This window comes from Bradyrhizobium sp. 147 (genome assembly GCF_023073935.1).
Taxonomy (GTDB): Bacteria; Pseudomonadota; Alphaproteobacteria; order Rhizobiales; family Xanthobacteraceae; genus Bradyrhizobium.
The window spans coordinates 1-1,898 of record NZ_JADPKL010000009.1; the positions used below are offsets into that span (position 1 = coordinate 1).

The window sequence follows — 1,898 nt, forward strand, 5'->3', positions numbered from 1 at the left end:
GTCGGGTGAGTAGGCCGGAGGGATTTCACCTCCAGCCTCTCGCAGAACCGGGCGTGAGACTCTCGCCTCACCCGGCTCCCATCAGGCAAGCTTGCCGCCATCGCCAAGTTGCCAATGCACAAAGAGCCTGCGGTTCTCACTCGCGATCTTCTCCAGGAAGAGACGCGCGCGTCCTAAGCGGTGATGGAAGCGCTTGTACTTTCGCTTCAACCAGATAGCCAACGTCTGGTTGATGTAGCGCGCCAAAGGATAGAGCGCCGAACGCGTGTATTGCCCATAATAAGCGATCCACCCCCTAACCATCGGGTTTAGTTCGCGGGCAATATCGTCCAACGTCACTTCGGTTCGCTTGCGAAGTTTCAAGCCGCGGATCGTCGCTCGCATGGCGTTCAGCGCTGGCTTGCTGACCGCCGGAGTGAACCCGCAGAACATCCTCTGCGAACGCGGCCCCAGGACCGATCGCGGCCGGAAGCAATAACCGAGAAAGTCAAACATGACCGTCTCGCTTTTGCCCCGGCGTCGGTCGTCCTTGCAGTAGACGATCCTCGTCTTCGTAGGATGCAATTCCAGGCGGCACTCCGCCAGCCGAGCCTGGAGCGCTTCGCGAACGCTTTGCGCCTCCATCTCATTCCGACAATGTACCAACCCGTCATCCGCATACCGACACCACCTGAGATCGGGGAACGTCCGCGCTATCCAGAGATCAAATGCATAGTGCATGAAGAGGTTGGCGAGGATCGGGCTCACCACGCCCCCTTGTGGGGTGCCGCGGCTTCGCTCGATTATTGTTCCATCCTCTTGCACAATCGGCGCTGTCAGCCATCGTTCGATGTAGAGCAGCGCCCATGCACACGTCACATGTTTCCGGACGGCCCGCAGCAAGAGCTCGTGGTCGATGTTGTCAAACAATCCTTTGATGTCGAACTCTATAACCCAATCGTACTTCCAGCATCGCTGTCGCGTGACGCCTACCGCATCGAGAGCCGATTTGCCGGGTCTGTAGCCGTAAGAATCCGCCAGAAAGATTGCGTCGAGAGCCGGCTCAATCAGTTGTTTGACAACCGTCTGTGCCACGCGGTCTGCCACAGTGGGCACCCCGAGGATCCTTTGGCCTCCACTCTTCTTCGGAATGGACACGGCGCGAACAGGGGGCGGGAAGTAAGCGCCTGAGCTCATTCGATTCCAAATCTTGTAGAGATTGTTCTTCAAGTCGGACTCGAACTGCTCGATCGTCACTCCGTCGACGCCAGCTGCGCCACCATTGGATCGCACCTGCAGATATGCTTCGTACACCTCTCTCTTATCGATGTTGAACGACTTGCTCGGCTGGTTCATCGACGTCCTCCTGTTGCCAGTTGCGACGATGGCCAGCCCACCTGACCCGATCCCTTCGCTCCGGCCCCATTACGAGCCTTCGTCGCTAATACGGATCGGTCCGTCCCAGTGCTCCGCGTCGGTACTCTCGCCTCACGGTCTTCTCCGCTTGTGCTTCTCCCTTTCCATCGGAGCGACTGGTTCCTGCAGTTCCGCGACAGCGCCTGCATCCGATTCACGCCCCCTCAACGCCGGTCGCCGCCCACCCGGTCATCAGGCTCCCAGCGGGCTCATCCCAGAGGGACGACACACCTCTGGTTTTGACGACGATTTCCACGTTACGACGGTTCATCGGTGGGTTCATTTTCATTCGTCTCTCGGACGCGTATCCGTTCGGGTATCACCCGACCGTTAGCTTCAACGCTCACGACCACGCCTCTTAAGCGAAGCCGCTTGAAGTGATTTGAGACCTACTCCTGAAAGTCGATCCCGAGGGGCCTGCCCTCATCGCTACCGCAGCTTATGCACACAGATTCTCAGACCATCTCGATCATCCTTTCTGTGTGCTTCTGCAGCACACTATC

At 58.3% G+C, this 1,898-nt stretch carries 1 protein-coding gene; it reads right to left on the reverse strand.

Features of this window, described 5'->3' with window-relative positions; all coding sequences use genetic code 11:
- Positions 1-81: 81 nt before the first annotated feature.
- A complete protein-coding gene (ltrA, locus tag IVA87_RS02295; protein WP_247332638.1) occupies positions 82-1,335 on the reverse strand; it encodes a group II intron reverse transcriptase/maturase in 1,254 nt (417 codons plus the stop codon).
- Positions 1,336-1,898 lie beyond the last annotated feature (563 nt).

Bases quoted from the DNA above. Each gene is read 5' to 3' on its own strand.
- ltrA (WP_247332638.1), bottom strand. From the start codon at position 1,335: ATGAACCAGCCGAGCAAGTCGTTCAACATCGATAAGAGAGAGGTGTAC.